This window comes from Enterobacter sp. MEB024 (genome assembly GCF_030209635.1).
Lineage (GTDB): Bacteria > Pseudomonadota > Gammaproteobacteria > Enterobacterales > Enterobacteriaceae > Enterobacter > Enterobacter ludwigii.
Genome location: NZ_JARVRQ010000006.1, coordinates 27,517 through 48,379 on the forward strand (window position 1 = coordinate 27,517; position 20,863 = coordinate 48,379).

19 protein-coding genes are annotated in these 20,863 nt (G+C 54.2%); 8 read left to right on the forward strand and 11 right to left on the reverse strand.

Features of this window, described 5'->3' with window-relative positions; all coding sequences use genetic code 11:
* Positions 1-11 precede the first annotated feature (11 nt).
* The 6 genes from ispU to rpsB all read right to left on the reverse strand — a co-directional run bounded on the left by ispU (position 12) and on the right by rpsB (position 5,546).
* Positions 12-770, reverse strand: a complete 759-nt coding sequence (gene ispU / locus QRN24_RS11780; protein ID WP_014168704.1) for a (2E,6E)-farnesyl-diphosphate-specific ditrans,polycis-undecaprenyl-diphosphate synthase — start codon at positions 768-770, stop codon at positions 12-14.
* Between the two features lie 186 nt (positions 771-956).
* Positions 957-2,156 (reverse strand): 1-deoxy-D-xylulose-5-phosphate reductoisomerase, encoded by a 1,200-nt coding sequence (gene ispC / locus QRN24_RS11785; protein WP_284942738.1) that lies wholly within the window; start codon positions 2,154-2,156, stop codon positions 957-959.
* Between the two features lie 95 nt (positions 2,157-2,251).
* On the reverse strand, positions 2,252-2,809 hold the full coding sequence (gene frr / locus QRN24_RS11790; RefSeq protein ID WP_014168702.1) for a ribosome recycling factor: 558 nt from the start codon (positions 2,807-2,809) through the stop codon (positions 2,252-2,254).
* A 166-nt stretch (positions 2,810-2,975) separates the two neighbouring features.
* The gene (gene pyrH, locus QRN24_RS11795) at positions 2,976-3,701 is read right to left on the reverse strand and encodes a UMP kinase (protein WP_003856194.1); all 726 of its coding nucleotides are present in this window, start codon (positions 3,699-3,701) and stop codon (positions 2,976-2,978) included.
* Positions 3,702-3,851: 150 nt separating this feature from the next.
* Positions 3,852-4,703 (reverse strand): translation elongation factor Ts, encoded by an 852-nt coding sequence (gene tsf / locus QRN24_RS11800; RefSeq protein ID WP_008501911.1) that lies wholly within the window; start codon positions 4,701-4,703, stop codon positions 3,852-3,854.
* A 117-nt stretch (positions 4,704-4,820) separates the two neighbouring features.
* Positions 4,821-5,546 (reverse strand): 30S ribosomal protein S2, encoded by a 726-nt coding sequence (gene rpsB / locus QRN24_RS11805; protein ID WP_003856207.1) that lies wholly within the window; start codon positions 5,544-5,546, stop codon positions 4,821-4,823.
* 321 nt (positions 5,547-5,867) lie between these two features.
* Between rpsB and map the strand changes: the two genes are divergently transcribed.
* The 4 genes from map (at position 5,868) to QRN24_RS11825 (ending at position 10,756) form a co-directional block, all read left to right on the forward strand.
* Positions 5,868-6,662, forward strand: coding sequence for a type I methionyl aminopeptidase (gene map, locus QRN24_RS11810; RefSeq protein ID WP_014168699.1), 795 nt, complete (start codon positions 5,868-5,870; stop codon positions 6,660-6,662).
* 63 nt (positions 6,663-6,725) lie between these two features.
* Entirely contained in the window at positions 6,726-9,401 is a 2,676-nt protein-coding gene (gene glnD, locus QRN24_RS11815) for a bifunctional uridylyltransferase/uridylyl-removing protein GlnD (protein WP_020882615.1), read from the forward strand.
* A gap of 32 nt (positions 9,402-9,433) precedes the next feature.
* Complete coding sequence (dapD, locus tag QRN24_RS11820) at positions 9,434-10,258, forward strand: 2,3,4,5-tetrahydropyridine-2,6-dicarboxylate N-succinyltransferase (protein ID WP_020882614.1); 825 nt, start codon at positions 9,434-9,436, stop codon at positions 10,256-10,258.
* A gap of 111 nt (positions 10,259-10,369) precedes the next feature.
* Positions 10,370-10,756, forward strand: coding sequence for a DUF3461 family protein (locus tag QRN24_RS11825; protein ID WP_014168696.1), 387 nt, complete (start codon positions 10,370-10,372; stop codon positions 10,754-10,756).
* Positions 10,757-10,847: 91 nt separating this feature from the next.
* Here QRN24_RS11825 and cdaR read toward each other — a convergent pair whose 3' ends face one another.
* The 3 genes from cdaR to dgt all read right to left on the reverse strand — a co-directional run bounded on the left by cdaR (position 10,848) and on the right by dgt (position 15,242).
* Positions 10,848-12,005, reverse strand: coding sequence for a DNA-binding transcriptional regulator CdaR (cdaR, locus tag QRN24_RS11830; protein WP_020882613.1), 1,158 nt, complete (start codon positions 12,003-12,005; stop codon positions 10,848-10,850).
* A 154-nt stretch (positions 12,006-12,159) separates the two neighbouring features.
* Positions 12,160-13,596 carry a serine endoprotease DegP gene (degP, locus tag QRN24_RS11835; protein WP_032679638.1) on the reverse strand — a complete coding sequence of 479 codons (1,437 nt, stop codon included), beginning with the start codon at positions 13,594-13,596 and terminating at the stop codon, positions 12,160-12,162.
* 131 nt (positions 13,597-13,727) lie between these two features.
* Positions 13,728-15,242 (reverse strand): dGTPase, encoded by a 1,515-nt coding sequence (gene dgt, locus QRN24_RS11840; protein WP_032679637.1) that lies wholly within the window; start codon positions 15,240-15,242, stop codon positions 13,728-13,730.
* Positions 15,243-15,324: 82 nt separating this feature from the next.
* On the opposite strand from dgt, the gene mtnN reads away from it, so the two are divergent.
* From mtnN to QRN24_RS11855, 3 genes are read left to right on the forward strand one after another with little or no spacing between them, the layout of a single operon-like run.
* Entirely contained in the window at positions 15,325-16,023 is a 699-nt protein-coding gene (mtnN, locus tag QRN24_RS11845; protein WP_014168692.1) for a 5'-methylthioadenosine/S-adenosylhomocysteine nucleosidase, read from the forward strand.
* On the forward strand, positions 16,016-16,816 hold the full coding sequence (gene btuF, locus QRN24_RS11850) for a vitamin B12 ABC transporter substrate-binding protein BtuF (protein WP_020882611.1): 801 nt from the start codon (positions 16,016-16,018) through the stop codon (positions 16,814-16,816). The genes mtnN and btuF overlap by 8 nt, the downstream gene beginning before the upstream one ends.
* 27 nt (positions 16,817-16,843) lie before the next feature.
* On the forward strand, positions 16,844-17,467 hold the full coding sequence (locus tag QRN24_RS11855) for a TRIC cation channel family protein (protein WP_014168690.1): 624 nt from the start codon (positions 16,844-16,846) through the stop codon (positions 17,465-17,467).
* A 56-nt stretch (positions 17,468-17,523) separates the two neighbouring features.
* Here the strand turns inward: QRN24_RS11855 and erpA are convergent, their stop codons facing one another.
* Both erpA and clcA read right to left on the reverse strand, forming a co-directional pair.
* Positions 17,524-17,868, reverse strand: a complete 345-nt coding sequence (gene erpA, locus QRN24_RS11860) for an iron-sulfur cluster insertion protein ErpA (RefSeq protein ID WP_013095643.1) — start codon at positions 17,866-17,868, stop codon at positions 17,524-17,526.
* A gap of 85 nt (positions 17,869-17,953) precedes the next feature.
* Positions 17,954-19,354 (reverse strand): H(+)/Cl(-) exchange transporter ClcA, encoded by a 1,401-nt coding sequence (clcA, locus tag QRN24_RS11865; protein ID WP_020882610.1) that lies wholly within the window; start codon positions 19,352-19,354, stop codon positions 17,954-17,956.
* 177 nt (positions 19,355-19,531) lie between these two features.
* Here clcA and hemL point away from each other — a divergent pair, with 177 nt between their 5' ends.
* Positions 19,532-20,812 carry a glutamate-1-semialdehyde 2,1-aminomutase gene (gene hemL, locus QRN24_RS11870; protein WP_244047683.1) on the forward strand — a complete coding sequence of 427 codons (1,281 nt, stop codon included), beginning with the start codon at positions 19,532-19,534 and terminating at the stop codon, positions 20,810-20,812.
* Positions 20,813-20,863: the final 51 nt, after the last annotated feature.

Here is a 20,863-nt window from a genome sequence, read left to right on the forward strand (position 1 = left end):
AGCTACCCCCATCAGGCTTTGTCGCCACCTGGCTCGGTGCCGCCGAAACGACGCTCTCGATTGGCAAAGGCATGCAGCGCACCTTCAAAGTCTTGTTCATCAAAATCGGGCCAAAGAACATCAGTAAAGTAAAGTTCGGCGTAGGCAATTTGCCACAGCAAAAAGTTACTGATGCGATGTTCTCCCCCTGTCCTAATTACCAAATCCACAGGTGCCAGTTCATTCATGCAGATTTGCTTACTCAGCGCCTCTTCATCAATTTGGTCGGGTCTCAACAGCCCTTCCTGAACCTGTTCGGCCAGATGCCGAACGCCCTGGATAATATCCCAGCGTCCACCGTAATTCGCCGCGATATTGAGCGTCAGACCGGTATTATTTTCAGTCAGCGCTTCTGCTTTACGAATCCGTTCCTGCAAACGTGAGTTAAAACGACTGGTTTCGCCGATAATACGCAGACGGACGTTGTGGCGGTGCAGGCTTTTTACTTCGCTATCGAGCGCCCACACAAACAATTCCATCAACGCGGTCACTTCCTGCGGCGGTCGATTCCAGTTTTCACTGCTAAAAGCATAGAGCGTTAACGCATCAATGCCGTTATTGGCGGCAAAAGAAACGGCGCGGCGAACAGATTTCGCCCCAGCTTTATGCCCAAAGGCTCGTATCTTCCCTTGTCTTTTCGCCCAGCGGCCGTTGCCATCCATAATGATTGCTACATGACGGCAGCCATGAGCTGGCAAGTTTTCGCTTATTGGTTGATTCGCAGACAACATAACGCGTTTTTGGTCCCTGAAAAGGATTTAACGGTACTCAGGAATACTGAAGCCTATACGTAAAAAAGCCGTGTCAAACCACGGCTTACCTGACCACGTAAAGTCAAATACCTGCGATCAGGTGGCGCAGACTATATCACTGAAGCCCAACGCTAACAAATAGCACAACCACTAGTGCTTGCTTTATCACCAGCTTGCGAGGCGTGTCACCTGCTTACGTGCAATAACGCGAGCCTGTGCATCCACCGCCAGCACCTCTTCCACGCTTTGTGGTTCGCGCAAATCCATCATTTCCAGTACCGATAAATTCAACGTCGCAATATCGGTAAATCGGATCTGCTGATTCAGAAATGCCTCAACGGTAATTTCATTAGCTGCATTAAGTGCCGTCGTCGCCGCCTGCCCCTGGTCAAAGGCTTTCATCGCAAGCTTCAGACACGGATAACGATCGTAGTCCGGTTCGCTAAAGGTCAGTGAACTCAGCTTGCAAAAATCGAGCGGTTTCGCCCCGGACTTCACCCGATTCGGCCACGCCATGGCATGCGCGATAGGCGTGCGCATGTCCGGTTCGCCCAGTTGCGCAAGGACGCTGCCATCCTGATAGCGCACCATCGAGTGAATCACCGATTGCGGGTGGATCAGCACTTCCATCTGTTTCGCCGACGCATTGAACAGCCAGCGCGCTTCAATGTATTCCAGACCTTTGTTCATCATGGTGGCGGAGTCAACGGAGATTTTACGCCCCATTGACCAATTCGGATGACGGCACGCCTGCTCAGGCGTCATTGCGCTCAGTTCAGACAGTGGCGTTTCACGGAACGGGCCACCTGACCCGGTAAGCAAAATCGATACAACGCCATTCTGCTCCAGGTCAGCGTACCCCAGGTTCTGTTGAAAAGGTTGCGGTAAACTCTGAAAAATCGCGTTGTGCTCGCTGTCGACCGGTAAAAGACGCGCCCCGCGCTGCTTCACCGCCTCCATAAAGAGACGTCCGCAGGTCACCAGCGACTCTTTGTTAGCCAGCAGAACCTCTTTACCGGCATCAATAGCGGCAAGCGTCGGTAGCAGCCCTGCAGCCCCGACGATTGCCGCCATGACCTGATCAACCTCATCCAGCGCAGCCATGTCGCAGGCCGCCTGCTGGCCACTCAGGACCTCGGTACGACAGCCTTTCTCACGCAACTGCGCGGTGAGCAGGCGGGCGCTCTCTTCGTCATCCATAACCGCATAGCGAGGCGTAAACTCCAGACACTGTTCGATCATACGCTGCACATTCTTACCGGCCACCAGCGCGGTCGCGGTGTAATGTTCAGGATTATGGCGAACAACGTCGAGAGTGCTGCAACCGATAGAGCCGGTTGAGCCAAGGAGTGTTAAATGCTTCATGAGATGCCCGAAAAAAGTTAGACCAGATAAAAGCAAAACGCCGCCAGCAAGACCCGAAGTCCTTCTGAACGGCGTTTATCAGTGTACGACAGAAATCAGAACTGCATCAGTTCCGCTTCTTTATCTGCCAGCGCCGCATCAATTTTCTTGATCGCAGCATCCGTCATCTTCTGAATGTCGTCCTGTGAACGACGATCGTCATCTTCACTGATCTCTTTTTCTTTTAGCAGCGCTTTGAGTTTATCGTTCGCATCACGACGTACGTTACGCACGGATACGCGACCCTGCTCAGCTTCACCACGAACGACTTTGATCAGGTCTTTACGACGTTCTTCAGTCAGTGGAGGCAGTGGAACGCGAATGTCAGCGCCCGCAGAGCTTGGGTTCAGACCGAGGTCAGACGCCATGATCGCTTTCTCAACCGCTGGGCTCATAGAACGATCGAAGACGTTGATTTTCAGCGTACGGGTATCTTCAACGGTAACACTCGCCAGCTGACGCAGTGGCGTTGGCGTGCCGTAGTATTCTACGATGATGCCATCCAGCAGGCTTGGGGAAGCACGGCCAGTACGGATTTTGCTGATTTGGGTTTTGAACGCTTCTACGCATTTTTCCATGCGTACTTCAGCATCTTTTCTGATTTCGTTAATCACGTTACGAATCCTTGAAAACTTGTCTCAGGCAGACTATCCGCCAGCACAGCGCTACAGGTGTGCTAAGTATAGTCGCGTTTAATTCTGACAACGCCAAAGGCGCGCCCAGGTAAGATACCACTACAAAATAAAGCGGAATCTTACCTGTATTTATCGCCGACGGAAATTATTCTGTGATCAAAGTGCCTTCTTTTTCACCCATGACCACGCGACGCAGTGCGCCAGGTTTGTTCATGTTGAAGACACGGATCGGCAGTTTGTGGTCACGAGCCAGCGTAAAGGCGGCAAGATCCATCACTTTCAGCTCTTTTTCCAGCACTTCGCTGTAGCTCAGCTGATCGTACATGGTGGCAGACGGATCTTTTGCCGGGTCGGCAGTAAACACGCCATCCACTTTGGTCGCTTTCAGAACCACATCGGCTTCGATCTCGATACCGCGCAGGCAGGCAGCGGAATCGGTAGTAAAGAACGGGTTACCCGTACCGGCGGAGAGGATCACCACGCGGTTGTTGCGCAGCAGGCTAATCGCCTCTGCCCAGCTGTAGTTATCGCAGACGCCATTCAATGGGATTGCGGACATCAGGCGGGCGTTCACATAGGCGCGATGAAGCGCATCACGCATTGCCAGGCCATTCATCACGGTTGCCAGCATACCCATGTGGTCGCCCACAACGCGGTTCATCCCCGCTTTCGCCAGACCAGCACCACGGAAAAGGTTGCCACCGCCAATGACCACGCCAACCTGAATACCCAGTTCGACCAGTTCTTTGATTTCCTGTGCCATGCGGTCAAGGATGCTTGCGTCAATACCGAAGCCTTCCGATCCCTGCAGCGCTTCGCCACTCAGCTTAAGCAGAATGCGTTTGTACACGGGTTTTGCATTGGTAGCCATGTTTCTTTCCTGAGACTGTCAACGATTAAGATGGGGGTTAATTCTGGCGACATGATATGTCGCATATCAGCACAGGGATACTGGAGCCTGTCTGATTTCGTGTGACGGGTGACAAAAAGAAGCCGCCCTCAGGCGGCTCCTTTTCAATCATTAAGACTGCTTGGACATTGCAGCAACTTCTGCTGCGAAGTCAGTCTCAACTTTCTCGATGCCTTCGCCCACTTCGAAGCGGATGAAGCCAGTCACGTCAGCGTTGTGCTCTTTCAGCAGCTGAGCAACAGACTTGCTTGGATCCATAACGAATGGCTGGCCAGTCAGAGAAACTTCGCCGGTGAATTTCTTCATGCGGCCTTCAACCATTTTCTCTGCGATTTCTTTTGGCTTACCAGACTGCATCGCGATGTCCAGCTGAACCTGGTACTCTTTCTCTACCACTTCAGCAGACACGTCTTCTGGCTTAACGAATTCTGGTTTGCTTGCAGCGATGTGCATAGCCAGCTGTTTAACCAGCTCTTCATCAGCGCCTTTAGCCGCAACCAGAACACCGATACGTGCACCGTGCTGGTATGAACCCAGAACGTCGCCTTCCAGAGAAGCAACACGACGGATGTTGATGTTCTCACCGATTTTAGCAACCAGAGCAACACGTTCTTCTTCGAACTGTGCTTTCAGAACTTCAACGTCAGTGATTTTGCCCGCAACAGCTGCGTCCAGAACTTTGTTAGCAAATGCCTGGAAACCACCATCTTTAGCAACGAAGTCAGTCTGGCAGTTAACTTCCAGGATGATGCCGTAGTTGCCGTCGATCTTAGTGATGATCACGCCGTCAGCAGCAACGTTGCCTGCTTTTTTAGCTGCTTTGATCGCACCGGATTTACGCATGTTTTCGATTGCCAGCTCGATGTCGCCGTTCGCTTCAGTCAGCGCTTTTTTGCAATCCATCATGCCTGCGCCAGTACGCTCGCGCAGCTCTTTTACCAGGGATGCGGTAATTTCAGCCATTCTTAAATCCTCGGGAGATGTGAACTGCCCGGCCTGAGGCCAAACAGTGTAAATTGAAAAAAGGGGCCGATAATTGGCCCCTATTCATACACGGTACTAATAAGGGGTGAAACCTTATTATTCAGCTTCTACGAAGCTTTCTTCCGCCTGAGAAGCCAGATCCTGGGAACGGCCTTCACGAACGGTAGCAGCTACAGCGCTCAGGTACAGGCTAACAGCACGGATTGCGTCGTCGTTACCCGGGATAACGAAGTCAACACCGTCCGGATCGGAGTTGGTATCAACGATAGCGAATACCGGGATACCCAGGTTGTTAGCTTCTTTGATTGCGATGTGCTCGTGGTCTGCATCGATTACGAACAGCGCGTCTGGCAGGCCGCCCATATCTTTGATACCGCCCAGGCTGTTTTCCAGTTTGTCCAGTTCACGAGTGCGCATCAGCGCTTCTTTCTTAGTCAGCTTGTCGAAAGTACCGTCCTGAGACTGGGTTTCCAGATCTTTCAGGCGCTTGATGGACTGACGAACGGTTTTCCAGTTAGTCAGCATGCCGCCCAACCAGCGATGGTTCACGAAGAACTGATCGCAGCTGTTAGCAGCATCTTTCACAGCTTCGCTTGCAGCGCGCTTAGTACCAACGAACAGAATCTTACCTTTACGGGAAGAGATCTTGTTCAGCTCAGCCAGGGCTTCGTTGAACATTGGTACAGTTTTCTCAAGGTTGATGATGTGAACTTTGTTACGTGCGCCGAAGATGAAAGGCTTCATTTTCGGGTTCCAGTAACGGGTCTGGTGACCGAAGTGAACACCAGCCTTGAGCATGTCGCGCATGGAAACAGTTGCCATGTTTAAAACCTCTATATTAAAAGTTGGGGTTATGCCTCCACGTATCCCATATTACCGACCCCGAAGGGCACCCCGGAATATGTGCCGATACGTGTGTGTTGTTACACAAAGTGAGATTTGTCGCTTCCGTCCAGCCTGTGTATCTGAAATGGATCGGAAGTCCGGCGCGCTTTATACCACAAAACACGACCAGAAACCAACAGTTGTTGGCCGAGTGTGCTGTTAATGATTCTCAATTTGGCACGGGGTGCGCCTGACTGATACCATTAACGACACTTAGACTAGTATTGTCGAAAAAATCGACACTGATGGACAGATTACATGGCTATCTCTATTAAGACACCTGAAGAAATTGAAAAGATGCGCGTCGCCGGTCGTCTGGCCGCAGACGTGCTGGAAATGATCGAGCCGTACGTGAAGCCGGGCGTGAGCACGGGTGAACTGGACCGCATTTGTAACGACTATATCGTCAATGAGCAGCACGCGGTCTCCGCTTGCCTTGGCTACCATGGTTTCCCGAAATCCGTCTGCATTTCGATTAACGAAGTGGTTTGTCACGGTATTCCGGACAACGAAAAACTGCTCAAAGATGGCGACATCGTCAACATCGACGTGACGGTCATTAAAGATGACTACCACGGTGACACCTCTAAGATGTTCATCGTGGGCAAGCCGACGATTCTGGGCGAGCGTTTGTGCAAAGTGACGCAAGAAAGCCTTTACCTGGCGCTGAAAATGGTTAAACCCGGCATTCGCCTGCGCACCATCGGGGCCGCTATCCAGAAATTCGTTGAAGCGGAAGGTTTCTCCGTTGTGCGTGAATACTGCGGCCACGGCATTGGCCGTGTCTTCCACGAAGAGCCACAGGTTCTGCACTATGATGCGGATGACGGCGGCGTGGTACTGCAAAAAGGCATGACCTTCACCATCGAGCCGATGGTCAACGCCGGTGATTACCGCATCCGCACCATGAAAGATGGCTGGACGGTGAAAACCAAAGACAGAAGCTTGTCTGCACAGTACGAGCATACTATTGTGGTAACAGACAACGGCTGCGAAATTATGACGTTGCGCAAGGATGACACCATCCCGGCGATACTCACGCACGATGAATGATAAAAAAGCCGGCAGATGCCGGCTTTTTTAATGGCTATAGCTTTTTCTTATGGGTGGCGCACGATGAGTAATCTTTTACCCGAACAGTATGCTAATACAGCACTTCCCACCCTACCCGACCAGCCCGATAACCCGGGCGTCTGGCCCCAGCAGGATCTGACCTGCGCCGGTATCAAGGCGCATATGGATGTCTTCCAGCGCTGGCTCGGAAGCGCATTTGATGCCGGCATCTCCGCGGAGCAGCTCATTGAAGCACGCACCGAGTTTATCGACCAGCTCCTGCAGCGTCTGTGGATTGATTACGGGTTTGGGCAGATCAGTGACGTGGCACTGGTCGCCGTCGGGGGCTATGGCCGCGGCGAGCTTCATCCGCTTTCCGATATCGACTTACTGATTTTAAGCCGCAAAAAACTGCCGGATGAACAGGCGCAGAAAATTGGCGAACTGCTGACGCTGCTGTGGGATGTGAAGCTTGAAGTGGGCCACAGCGTGCGCACGCTGGAAGAGTGCCTGCTTGAAGGATTATCTGACCTGACCGTCGCCACCAACCTGATTGAAACCCGCCTGTTGATTGGCGACGTCGCGTTGTTCCTGGAACTGCAAAAACACATTTTCAGCGACGGCTTCTGGCCTTCAGAAAAATTCTTCGCCGCGAAGGTCGAGGAGCAGAATCAGCGTCACCAGCGCTACCACGGCACCAGCTATAACCTGGAGCCGGATATTAAAAGCAGTCCGGGCGGACTGCGCGACATTCACACGCTGCAGTGGGTGGCCCGCCGCCACTTTGGCGCCACCTCAATGGACGAGATGGTTGGCTTCGGCTTTTTAACCGAGGCTGAGCGAAACGAGCTGAATGAGTGTCTACACCTGCTCTGGCGGATCCGTTTTGCCCTGCATCTCGAGCTTAGCCGCTACGATAACCGTCTGCTGTTTGACCGTCAGCTCAGCGTGGCGCAGCGCCTCAACTACCGCGGTGAAGGTAACGAGCCGGTTGAGCATATGATGAAGGATTTCTTCCGCGTTACCCGTCGTGTCACTGAACTGAACCAGATGCTGCTGCAGCTGTTCGACGAAGCGATCCTGGCCCTGACGGCGGACGAAAAACCGCGGCCGATCGATGATGAATTCCAGCTGCGCGGCACGCTTATCGATCTGCGCGACGAAACGCTGTTTATCCGTGAGCCGGAAGCGATCCTGCGGATGTTCTACACCATGGTTCGCAACAGCACGATCACCGGGATCTACTCCACAACGCTGCGTCATCTGCGCCATGCGCGCCGTCATCTGACGCAGCCACTGTGCTATATCCCGGAAGCCCGATCCCTTTTTCTCAGTATGTTGCGCCATCCGGGGGCCGTCAGCCGTGGGCTTCTGCCGATGCATCGCCACAGCGTGCTGTGGGCCTATATGCCGCAGTGGTCACATATCGTCGGGCAGATGCAGTTCGATCTGTTCCACGCCTACACGGTGGATGAACACACGATCCGCGTCATGCTCAAGCTGGAGAGCTTTGCCAGAGAAGAGACACGCTCACGTCACCCACTGTGCGTCGAACTGTGGCCACGTCTTACCCACCCGGAACTGATCCTGATTGCCGCCCTGTTCCACGACATCGCCAAAGGTCGCGGCGGTGACCACTCGGTGCTCGGCGCGCAGGACGTGCTGAAATTTGCCGAACTGCATGGACTGAACTCTCGCGAGACGCAGCTGGTTGCCTGGCTGGTACGCCACCACCTGCTGATGTCCGTCACCGCGCAGCGTCGTGATATTCAGGATCCGGAGGTCATCAAGCAGTTTGCAGAAGAGGTTCAGACGGAAAATCGCCTGCGCTATCTGGTCTGCCTGACGGTAGCCGATATTTGTGCCACCAACGAAACGCTGTGGAACAGCTGGAAGCAAAGCCTGTTGCGCGAGTTGTACTTTGCCACCGAAAAACAGCTGCGCCGCGGGATGCAAAACACCCCGGACATGCGCGAGCGTGTACGCCATCATCAGCTGCAGGCGCTGGCGCTGTTGCGGATGGATAACATTGATGAAGAGGCGCTGCATCAGATTTGGGCGCGCTGTCGTGCCAACTATTTTGTCCGCCACAGCCCAAACCAGCTTGCCTGGCATGCGCGACATCTGCTTCAGCATGATTTGTCGCAGCCGATGATCCTCCTCAGTCCGCAGGCCACGCGCGGCGGTACCGAGATCTTTATCTGGAGCCCGGATCGGCCTTATCTGTTTGCTGCGGTTTGTGCCGAACTGGACAGGCGTAACCTGAGCGTTCACGACGCGCAGATTTTCACCACCCGGGACGGCATGGCGATGGACACCTTTATTGTGCTGGAGCCAGACGGAAGCCCGCTGTCGTCGGACCGCCATGAAGGGATACGTTTTGGCCTGGAACAGGCGATCACCCAGCGCAGCTGGCAGCCACCGCAGCCGCGTCGTCAGCCGTCGAAATTACGCCACTTTACCGTCGATACCGAGGTCAATTTCCTGCCGACCCACACCGATCGTAAATCGTTCCTGGAGCTGATCGCGCTCGACCAGCCTGGGCTGCTCGCCCGCGTCGGCCAGGTTTTTGCCGATCTGGGAATTTCGCTTCACGGCGCCAGAATTACAACCATTGGCGAACGAGTAGAAGATTTATTTATAATCGCCACCGCCGACCGGCGTGCCCTTAATAATGACCTGCAACTTGAAGTGCAACAACGGTTGACAGCAGCCCTCAATCCAAACGATAAAGGGTGACGTGTTTTTTAGTGAAATGGAAAGAGTAAACAATGCAGCAGTTACAGAACGTTATTGAGTCCGCTTTTGAGCGTCGCGCCGAGATTACTCCGGCAAATGTGGATACCGTTACCCGTGAAGCGGTTAATCAGGTTATTTCTCTGCTGGATTCCGGCGCGCTACGTGTAGCAGAAAAAATCGACGGTCAGTGGGTAACTCATCAATGGCTGAAGAAAGCCGTGCTGCTCTCTTTCCGTATCAATGATAACCAGGTTATCGACGGAGCAGAAAGCCGCTACTTCGATAAAGTCCCTATGAAATTCGCTGACTACGACGAAGCTCGCTTCCAGAAAGAAGGCTTCCGCGTAGTACCGCCAGCGGCCGTACGTCAGGGTGCGTTCATCGCGCGTAACACCGTGCTGATGCCCTCCTACGTTAACATCGGTGCTTACGTAGACGAAGGCTCCATGGTGGATACCTGGGCAACCGTCGGCTCCTGCGCGCAGATCGGTAAAAACGTTCACCTGTCCGGCGGCGTGGGTATCGGTGGTGTACTGGAGCCACTGCAGGCTAACCCAACCATCATCGAAGATAACTGCTTCATCGGCGCGCGCTCTGAAGTGGTGGAAGGCGTGATCGTTGAGGAAGGCTCCGTTATCTCGATGGGCGTTTACATCGGTCAGAGCACCCGTATTTACGATCGTGAGACCGGTGAAATTCACTACGGTCGCGTGCCGGCCGGTTCCGTTGTGGTCTCCGGCAACCTGCCGTCAAAAGATGGCAAGTACAGCCTGTACTGTGCGGTTATCGTGAAGAAAGTTGATGCGAAAACCCGCGGTAAGGTGGGCATCAATGAGTTGCTGCGCACCATCGATTAATCGGATATAACAAAAAGCGGGGGCCACCCCGCTTTTTTCATATCTGAGGGTGGCGAAAATAGATTTTTTCGTTAATTATTCAAAGGTTATGTTGAGATCAAGGGTACCGCTATGTACGATAATCTGAAAAGTCTGGGCATTACCAATCCTGATGAAATTGATCGTTACAGCCTTCGCCAGGAAGCTAATAACGACATTCTGAAAATCTATTTTCACAAGGACAAAGGAGAGTTTTTCGCCAAGAGCGTGAAGTTTAAATATCCACGCCAGCGTAAGACCGTCGTCGCTGACGGTGTAGGACAGGGATACAAAGAAGTTCAGGAAATCAGCCCTAATCTGCGCTATGTGATCGATGAACTCGATCAGATCTGTCAGCGCGACCGCACTGAAGTCGATCTCAAACGTAAGATCCTCGACGATCTGCGTCACCTTGAAAGCGTTGTCACCAACAAGATTAGCGAAATCGAAGCGGATCTTGAAAAGCTTACCCGGAAATAAACACTAAAACGGCAATCTTTGATTGCCGTTTTAGTGTTTGCGCCCTCTCCCGTGGAAAGGGATGGCGTAAGGGCATCAGGCCGTATTTCACTCATCTCTGCTCATCGAGCTGTAACGCCACATAAAGCAGCAGCCTGTCGTCAAAGCTCCCCAGATCCAGTCCTGTCAGCTCCGAAATCCGGTTCAGTCGATATTCCAGCGTATTGCGATGTATAAACAGCGCTTTCGACGTTGCCAGCGGCTGTACGTTATGACGGAACCACGCCTGCAGCGTCCGACGCAGCAGACCGTTGTTGTCCATCGCCTTGAGGCGCGCTAACGGACGTGCCAGCTCATTGGCCTGCCAGCCACCGCGCAGGCTGTCGAGCAGCACCGGCAGCATCAGATCCTGGTAGAAATAACTGCGGCTTTCCGGCATCCGCTGCTTACCCACCATCATGGTGGTGCGGGCAGTACGCCAGGAACGGGCAATACTGCCCGGACCGGTGAAGTAATTGCCCAGCGCGACGCGAAAACGAAGCTGTCCATTCTCCTTCATGCGGGCAATCAACTGCTCCACGCGACGACGATGATCTTCTGCATCCCAGCGCCCGAACGCGTTCAGCGCGGGCTTGAGCACCACCATTTCCGTCAGAGAGACAATCGCCACCAGGTTATCGCGTTCCGGTGTCGCCAGCGCATTTTGCAGCTGCTGCAGCTCAGCCATCGCACTGTCGACGCCAAGCTGGCCGCTGTCCACCTCAATTACCGCCACGACGCGCGGTTGATTCAGATCGATTCCCAGGCGCTGCGCCCATTCATTGAGTGCAGGGGTATGCTCATCCGCCTGAATCAGGTTCATCACCAGCTCTTCACGCAGACGGCTGTCCTGGGCGAGCAGATGCATCAGGCGCGACTGCTCAAGCATCATCTCCGCCGTCATACAGACCAGTTCGCCATATTTTCGCAGCGACTCCGGCTCGCCGGTCAGGCCGATAACGCCAACAATTTCCCCCTCAAGACGCAGCGGTAAATTGATGCCCTGACGGACACCGTGCAGGTGTTTCGCCACCGCATCGTCGATGTCCACCACCCGCCCCTGGGAGAGCACCAGCAGCGCCCCTTCGTGCAATTCCCCAATACGCTCACGATCGCCACTGCCAATAATGCGCCCACGGGCATCCATTACGTTGATATTGGTATCAATGATGCGCATGGTGCGTGCCACAATATCCTGCGCCATTTTGGTATCGAGATGCCAGCCAGCCATGTAACCCTCCTGTGAGCAGAGCTCAAGCATAGGGAAGTTCAGCTACCGCTGCATTGTGCGAATGCACAAAGTGAAAGGGAGAAGTATGGAGTTGTGGAAAAGGTCACAGAAAGGTGAAAAGCCCCTGCTCATCTGAAACAGGGGCCTGAGAGGATTACTGCATCAGCAGGTAAATTGAGGTATCACCACGCTGAATATTCAACGCCAGCACAGAAGGTTTGCTGTCCAGAATTTTGCGCAGTTCAGCGATGTTTTTCACTGGCTGCTGGTTCGCACCCATGATCACATCGCCTTTTTTCAGGCCAATGCGCGCAGCCGGGCTGTTCGCTTTAACGTTGTTCACCACAACGCCTTTGTCCTGACCTTTATTGCTCATCTCGGCGCCTTCAATGCCGCTGAAGATGGTGCTGGAATCAACCTGATTCTGGCTGCTCTGCTGCAGTTCCAGGCTCACGTTAACCGGTTTACCGTCACGCAGCAGGCCGAGGGTCACTTTGCTGCCAATCGGCATGGAGCCCACTTCAGCACGCAGCGCGGCAAAGCTGCTGATCGGTTTCCCGTTCAGGGAGGTAATGACATCACCCGCTTTAATGCCCGCTTTCGCCGCGGAGGAGTTCGGCATCACCTGGCTGACAAATGCGCCGCGCTGGGCGTCAACTTTCATCGCCTTAGCCAGTTCGGAATTCAGTTCGGTACCCAGAATCCCCAGTTCACCGCGTTTCACCTGGCCATACTGCACCATCTGCGCGGTCAGGTTTTTCACCATGTTACTTGGGATAGCAAAGCCGATCCCGATATTGCCGCCGTCTGGTGCAAGGATCGCGGTGTTGATACCAATCAGCTCACCGTTCAGGTTCACCAGCGCACCGCCGGAGTTACCCCGGTTGATGGCGGCATCCGTCTGGATGAAGTTTTCATAGTTTTCGGCGTTGAGGCCGCTACGACCCAGCGCGGAAACAATCCCCGAGGTTACGGTTTCACCCAGACCGAACGGGTTACCGATAGCGACGGTATAATCACCGACACGCAGCGCATCGGAGTCGGCAATTTTAATCGCCGTCAGGTTTTTCGGATCCTGAATCTGGATCAACGCGATATCGGAGCGCGGGTCTTTCCCGACCACTTTGGCATCAAATTTACGCCCGTCGCTCAGCTGAACCTTAATGCTGTTGGCGTTATCAACAACGTGGTTGTTGGTCACGACGTAGCCTTTCGCCGCATCGATAATCACACCCGAGCCAAGCGCCATGAATTTCTGCTGCTGGCCACCCCCCTGGGTGTCATCCCCTGCACCACCGCCCTGACAGAACGGGGAGCTCTGGAATGGCGAACCGTCCTGGCAGAAAGGTGAGTTATCACCAAAGAACTGCTGGAAGTTACGCGGCATACGCGGCGTATTGACGGTTGTGCTGCCCTCAACGTTAATACTCACCACCGATGGCATCACTTTTTCGAGCATCGGTGCCAGGCTTGGCATCTGCTGCGCGGTCGCTGCCGACGATGCGGTCTCAGCTGCAGTAGCAGTCAGAGGAGACAGCGCTAAACCTAAACTCAGAGCCAGTGCACTCATTGCTAATGTGGTTTTTTTCATGTGTCTTAATCTCGATTTACAGATAACGCAAAATTGCTGTGTAACTCAGATTCATTTTATACCGCTTAGTTCCGGCCATAAGTTTATGGAAAAGGTAAAAATTTATTGGCCGTCTTTACAAAACTCCGTGCTTATTCCACCGCCATGAGCTTGCGGTATTCATCCCAGGCATACAAATCTGTCATCCCGCTGATATAGTCCTGGATAAGACGGCAGCGATAATAATATTCCAGCACCGGCCACTGGGGCGACTGCCGATCCAGCTTGCCGATGGCTTCGACATAAGCCAGACGGTGGCGGGTTGAAAGTTTCTGATAAAGCCGGGATTCAATCGGTATTCGCCGCACGCGCTCTTTTTCCACCAGCTCGCTGAACTCGTCGACGGATAACTGCAGCAGAGGCCGATAGATTTCGAGTAACCCACTGATAACCCTGTATCCCTGCAGCTCAAGCTGTTCAACATCCGGATGGCTGAAAACATGACGCACGGCCACGTTTTTATAGAGCTCAAGAAGCTGGCTAAAGCTGCTGTCATCTTCCAGCAACGCATGGTTGAATTCGCCGCTATAAATTAACGGCAGGTTGTCTATAAAGCGCGAGGCGGCATAAGGCACCAGTTTATTTAATGTATTGACCCGTAAATACATAAAGAACTGATCTTCCGTGCTGCGGCTTAATGTATTTGAACGCGATTTCTCCCAGGCATTTTCGACAACCTGAGCAAACAGCGAGCCTTTTTCATGCGTTCCCCAGGCCTCATAAAGATGCTGATAAAGTTCTTCGACGCTGAATATTCTTTTCTCAACGGCGTCTTCCAGGTCGGCAACACAATATGAAATGTCGTCGGCAGCTTCCATAATCCAGGTTAAGGGGAAGCGGCCGTTTGGTGTCAGAGAAAGTTCTTTACGCAGGCGCTCAATATAGGCTTCTTCGGAAAGATAATAGCCCGGCTTTTTCATCAAATAACTGTGCGACGCGGGCGTCTCGCCCATCCACCAGGCCGGTCGCGTATATTTCAGGATACACCCCACCTGTGCCCAGGTCAGGTTCATACGCATCAGGGAGTGTACCAGCCGGATCCCCTGCGCATTCCCTTCGAAGTGACAGAGGTCGTGACGGACTTTACGCCGCAGGTCGTTCAGCGCGTCTTCACCTTCGCGCAGGCGTAAATCCCGCACCAGGCAGCGGTCATCGCTCAGAGGCTGGCTTACCGCATCAGCAGGATAAAGCCGCTGTTTAAACCAGTCATTTATGGCGGCTTCGCCAAAATGACCAAAGGGCGGGTTACCGATGTCATGCATCAGGCAGGCCATCTCAACAATGCTCTCAAACGGCCCGGTCAGCTCATTCAGCCCATAGGTTTCGAGAAGCTGCTGCTCTTTGAGACGGCTTAAAATCTCTTTGGCAATGTAGCGGCCAACCTGCTGAACTTCCATAGAATGCGTTAAGCGCGTGCGCACCGCAGCGTTACGTTCAAGCGGAAACACCTGGGTTTTTTGCTGTAAACGACGGATTGCCGGCGAGTTTATGATCCGCCCACGATCGCTTTCGAAGATACGCAGGATCTCATGCTCGCTCTTGTCGCCCTGCGGCGAACGGAAACGTCGGTGCCAGTTAATTTTGGTGCGAAAATCGATTGGTGACATGTGCTCCCCCGCGTGAGAATGCGTTTCCTCTTAACCGCATGATAGACTATGCATCTTAACAAGGCACATCGCGAGTAAATCTATGAAAATCGGCATTATTGGTGCAATGGAAGAAGAAGTTACGCTGCTGCGTGACAAAATTGAGAACCGTCAGACTCTCTCCCTCGGTGGCTGTGAGATCTATACCGGCCAGTTGAATGGCGTTGACGTCGCTCTGCTGAAATCAGGCATCGGTAAGGTTGCTGCTGCGCTGGGCGCGACCCTGCTGCTCGAACGCTGCAAGCCGGACGTTATCATTAACACCGGTTCTGCAGGCGGCCTGGCGTCGACGCTGAAAGTCGGTGATATCGTTGTTTCCGATGAAGCGCGTTACCACGATGCAGACGTTACCGCATTCGGCTACGAATACGGTCAGCTTCCGGGTTGCCCGGCCGGGTTTAAAGCCGATGACAAACTGATTGCGGCGGCTGAAAGCTGCATCGCTGAGCTGAACCTCAACGCGGTACGCGGCCTGATCGTCAGCGGTGATGCGTTCATCAATGGCTCCGTCGGCCTGGCGAAAATTCGTCATAACTTCCCTCAGGCCGTTGCCGTTGAGATGGAAGCGACCGCCATTGCTCACGTTTGCCATAACTTCAACGTTCCGTTCGTGGTGGTTCGCGCCATCTCCGACGTGGCTGACCAGCAGTCTCATATCAGCTTCGACGAGTTCCTGACCGTTGCGGCAAAACAGTCCACCGTGATGGTGGAGCGCCTGGTGCAGAAACTGGCTCGTGGGTAACCCATACATCAGGGCGCTGGTCGCCCTGCTTTTTCTCGCACCGGCATGGCTATTTGCCGCGCCGCGTGTGATTACGCTCTCTCCGGCAAATACCGAACTGGCCTTTGCCGCCGGGATCACGCCTGTCGGCGTGAGCAGCTTTTCGGATTACCCTCCGCAAGCGGCCCATATTGAACAGGTGGCAACCTGGCAAGGGATGAACATTGAGCGCATCGTGGCGCTTAAACCCGATCTCGTGCTCGCCTGGCGCGGCGGTAACGCCGAGCGGCAGGTCAACCAGCTCTCCTCGCTTGGGATCAAGGTGATGTGGATTGATGCGGTGAGCATTGAGCAGGTCGCTCAGGCACTGCGTTCTCTGGCCCCCTACAGCCCTACCCCAGCAAAAGCCGAGAATGCCGCGAAACAGATGCTCAGCGACTATGCCGCGCTGAAATCCCGCTACGATGTCCCCGTCAAAAAACGCATCTTCCTGCAATTTGGCAGCCAGCCGCTGTTCACCACCGGGAAAGGATCCATTCAGAATCAGGTGCTGGAAATCTGCGGCGGTGAAAACATCTTTGCAGCCAGCCGGGTGCCGTGGCCTCAGGTCAGCCGGGAACAGGTGCTCGCACGCCAGCCACAGGCCATCGTGGTGGTCGGAAATGCGAGCGAGATTCCTAAAATTGAACAATTCTGGCAACGTCAGCTAAAAATACCGGTGATCCCCCTCACCAGTGACTGGTTTGAACGCGCCAGCCCGCGTATTATCCTCGCCGCAAAACAGCTCTGTGCCGCGCTGGCAGAGAGTCACTAACAACATACCCCGCTCGAGGATTTAACGATGCTCGTTTATTGGCTGGATATTCTTGGCACAGCCGTTTTTGCTATCTCCGGCGTTTTACTCGCCGGAAAACTGCGCATGGATCCGTTTGGCGTGCTGGTGCTGGGCGTGGTCACCGCCGTGGGTGGCGGGACGATACGTGATATGGCCCTGGCGAATGGCCCGGTATTTTGGGTAAAAGATCCAACCGATCTGGTGGTGGCGATGGTCACCTGTCTGTTGACCATTGTGTTGGTTCGCCAACCCCGCCGGTTACCGAAATGGATACTCCCGGTACTGGATGCCGTCGGTCTGGCCGTCTTTGTGGGCATCGGGGTCAACAAAGCCTTCAATGCGGGAACGGGCCCGATGGTGGCCATCTGCATGGGCGTGTTAACCGGGGTCGGCGGCGGGATTATTCGCGACATTCTGGCGCGTGAAGTTCCCATGATCCTGCGTACCGAAATCTATGCCACGGCGTGTATTATTGGTGGGATTGTTCACGCGACGGCGTATTACACCTTTGCGATGCCGCTAGAAAATGCAGCCATGCTGGGTATGGTGGTCACGCTGGGGATACGGTTAGCGGCGATACGCTGGCATCTGAAGCTGCCGACATTTGCGCTGGATGATAATGCACGATAAGCGTTGTTTATAAGCCCGGTGGCGCTACGCTTACCGGGCTTACGACTGCATCCCTGTCAGATGCTGAACGAAGAGCCACATCCACAGGTACTTGTCGCGTTCGGGTTAGTCACAACGAAGCGCGAACCTTCCAGGCCTTCAGTGTAATCCACCGAACCACCCACCAGGTACTGCAGGCTCATCGGGTCAACCACCAGCGCAACGCCCTGCTTCTCGATAGTCATATCGCCGTCGTTGACCTGATCGTCAAAGGTAAAACCATACTGGAAGCCGCTGCAGCCGCCACCGGTAATATAGACACGCAGTTTCAGATCCGGATTGTCCTCGTCGGCAATCAGGGTTTTCACTTTGTTGGCTGCTGCTTCGGTAAATTCCAGCGGCAACGCTACGTCATCACTCATCTTATGCTCCCATGAATACTGCTACTGCTATTGGGTAAAATTCACCCAATTCTTTATGTCATTATCTAATACCCTGGTAATTCATTCAAGTATTCTGCGTCGGGGCCCGCTCGGCCTCTTGTTTTGCCAGGGTACGGGCAAGAATGGTGGAGTATAGCGGTTTTCCACCCAGGAATTGGGCTAATAGTGTCGCGCCGAGACAGGTAATGATCATTGGCAAAATGAGCTGGTAATTATCCGTCATCTCCAGAACCAGCACGATGCCGGTCAACGGCGCGCGCAGAGACGCCGCCAGCAGCGCGCCCATTCCGGCAATAGCAAAGGTCCCGGCGTCCAGATGATAGGCCGGAAATCCGGCAGCAGCGACCATGCCAAACGCGGTTCCCAGAAGCGTACCCAGCGCCAGCATCGGGGCAAAAATACCGCCAGGCGCACCGGAGGAGAAGCACAATACGGTGGTAATCACCCGCGAAATAAACATGAACAGCAACAGACCAATGCTGAAATTACCCGCCGCGGCAATCGGTATCAGCCCGAAGCCACCGCCTGCGGCATTGGGCTCAATGAAGCCGAGCACGCCGCAGCCGCCGCCCAGCAGTCCGCCGATCAATACCCAGCGGGTGGTATTCCCACCGTGAATGCGCTGGAACATATCCTGAGCGCGTAAGATAAGCGTGTTAAACAGCGGGCCGACCACGCCAAAAATCATGCCGAGGATCAGGTACAGCCACAGCGTATTCACCGGCGCATTGGTCAGTTTCCCCACCTCAATCACCGCACCTTCGCCATTAAAAATGCGAAAGACAATGCTCGACATAATGACGCCGGTGAATACCGCTTTTATCGAGATCAGGTTGTAGCGAAACTGTGCCCGCATCTCTTCAATAATGAACAGGATCCCCGCCAGCGGTGCGTTGAACGCCGCCGAAAGGCCGGCCGCCGCCCCCGTTGCCAGCAGTGTATGTCGCGCCTCCGCGCTGCGCATGCGAAAAAGATCGCCGACCATACGCCCAACGTTTCCGCCCAGCTGCACCGTTGGCCCTTCGCGCCCGAGCACCATGCCTGCCCCGAGCGTTCCCATGCCACCGATAAATTTTACCGGGATGACGCGCCACCAGCGAACCGGCCTCAGCTCTTCCAGTGCGCCTTCTATTTCAGGGATCCCGGAACCGCCCGCTTCCGGCGCAAATTTACGGACCAGGAAATAGCCCACCATGGCAAACAGCGCAGATAAGCCAAAGGCCCACACCCATACCCATCCACCGCTATAGGCAAAACCCGCCACGGTTCCAATTCGCCAGTTCATTATCGCGTTAACCGCTTTTTCGAAGGCGATACCCACCAGCCCGGCAACTGCGCCGACCACGGCAGCAGCCAGCAGGATAGCCAGCGGCGTTTTATCACGATTAAGCAAGCGCCGGATGCTGATACGGTGCTGCGCACGTCTGAACTGCTGTTCAGTATAAGAATGAGTGTCTGCTTTCATTACCGTTTCTTTTCGTCATACAAATAACCGCAGGGATTTTACCAGAGTGCGTAATATCATCCCGTGAAAAATACTTAACAATTGTTTGGGCATGAAAGGGGGCAAAAATTTCATTACCTTCCGAGGATCACTTAGAATAGTGTGCTTAATCATTTTATACGAACCAGGAACGACGCCATGAGCAAGTCTGAAAACCTCTACAGTGCAGCCCGCGAGCTTATCCCAGGTGGCGTGAATTCGCCTGTTCGCGCCTTTACCGGCGTAGGCGGTACGCCGCTGTTTATCGAACGTGCTGACGGCGCGTATCTGTATGATGTCGATGGCAAAGCCTATATCGATTATGTCGGCTCCTGGGGTCCGATGGTGCTGGGTCACAACCATCCTGCTATCCGCAATGCGGTGATCGAAGCCGCCCAGCGCGGCCTGAGCTTCGGCGCGCCAACCGAGATGGAAGTGAAAATGGCGGAACTGGTCACCGAACTGGTCCCGACAATGGACATGGTGCGTATGGTGAACTCCGGTACCGAGGCCACCATGAGCGCGATCCGCCTGGCACGTGGCTTTACCGGCCGCGACAAGATCATCAAATTTGAAGGCTGCTACCACGGTCATGCGGACTGCCTGCTGGTAAAAGCCGGCTCCGGCGCGCTGACCCTCGGTCAGCCGAACTCACCGGGCGTACCGGCTGACTTTGCGAAGCATACCCTGACCTGCACCTATAACGATCTGAACACCGTTCGGGCAGCCTTCGAGCAGTATCCGCAGGAGATTGCCTGCATCATCGTTGAACCTGTCGCAGGCAACATGAACTGCATTCCTCCGCAGCCGGAGTTCCTGCCGGGTCTGCGCGCCCTGTGCGATGAGTTTGGCGCTCTGCTGATCATCGACGAAGTGATGACCGGCTTCCGCGTCGCGCTGGCGGGGGCACAGTCTTACTACGACGTAGAGCCGGACCTGACGTGCCTTGGCAAAATCATCGGCGGCGGCATGCCTGTCGGTGCATTCGGGGGACGTAAAGAGGTGATGGAAGCGCTGGCGCCGACTGGCCCGGTCTACCAGGCGGGTACCCTTTCCGGCAACCCGATTGCGATGGCCGCAGGTTTCGCCTGTCTGACCGAAGTCGCGCAGCCGGGTATTCACGAAACCCTGACCGATCTGACATCTCAACTGGCCAACGGCCTGCTGGAGGCCGCGCAAGAAACCGGTATTCCTCTGGTGGTAAACCACGTTGGTGGGATGTTCGGGATTTTCTTCACCGATGCGAAAACCGTGACCTGCTATCAGGATGTGGTGAAGTGTGACGTTGAACGCTTCAAGCGCTTCTTCCATCTGATGCTGGAAGAAGGCGTCTACCTGGCACCATCCGCGTTTGAAGCAGGCTTTATGTCCGTCGCGCACAGCGAAGACGATATCAATAAGACTATCGATGCTGCGCGCAGGGTCTTTGCGAAGTTGTAAGACAGAAACGATCTGCTGCCCTCTCCACCGGGAGAGGGCAATACCCCACCG